Source organism: Mycobacterium sp. E183, assembly GCF_001667735.1.
GTDB lineage: Bacteria > Actinomycetota > Actinomycetes > Mycobacteriales > Mycobacteriaceae > Mycobacterium.
Genome location: NZ_LZJN01000042.1, coordinates 1 through 773 on the forward strand (window position 1 = coordinate 1; position 773 = coordinate 773).

Below are 773 nucleotides of genomic sequence, written 5' to 3' on the forward strand. Positions count from 1 at the left end.
CGGTACGCCCGTCGATCCCCACACCACCTCCGCACCGCAACTGCGGTCGCAGGTGCTGGCGCTGCGGGGCGACGTCGTGGCCGATGACCGCTTCGCGCTGGCGTCTTAGAACCGGCGGCCCACCATGTCACTCCTCGACCGCTGGTTTCCTCATCTCGATCGGCGGATGCCGCTCAACATCGACGTGGGTCCGCTGCACGTCCACATGTACTCGACGGCTGTGTTCCTGATGTGGGTCACGGTGGCGATCCTCGCCGTCGCGGGCGCCGCCGTCCTGGTCTCGCGCAAGCGCGAGCTGGTGCAGAAATGGCGCACCTGGGTGCTGATCGCACCGGCTGTCGGGATCCCGGTTTGGGCCGGCCAAGGCACGACGGCGGGGTTGGCCGCGTCGCTGGCGGTCGTCGCGGTGATCGAGTACGCGCGACTGGTCAAGCTGGGCCGGGCCGACACCTACGTGCTTGTGGTCCTGGCCGTGGCATACCCGGTCGCGGCGTGGCTGCGCCCCTCGCTCCTGCAATTCGCGCCGATCATCGTGCTGCTGTGCGTGGCGCCCTCGGTCCTTCAGGGCGACGTCGAGAACGGCGCCAGGCGCGCCGCCTCCGCCGCCTTCGCCTCGGTGTGGATCTGCTGGTCGCTGTCCCACCTCGTCATGGTGGGACCGGACGCATACCTGCTGTGTTTCGCCGTCGCGGCCACCGACGTCGCCCCGCAGCGCCAGCACCTGCGACCGCAGTTGCGGTGCGGAGGTGGTGTGGGGATCGACGGGCGCACAG

Annotated in this window: 1 pseudogene; it reads left to right on the plus strand. The window is 70.0% G+C overall.

Going from position 1 to position 773, the window contains the following annotated elements:
* Positions 1 to 124: 124 nt before the first annotated feature.
* Positions 125 to 773: pseudogene (locus A5691_RS03980) on the plus strand (hypothetical protein); the annotation flags it as partial.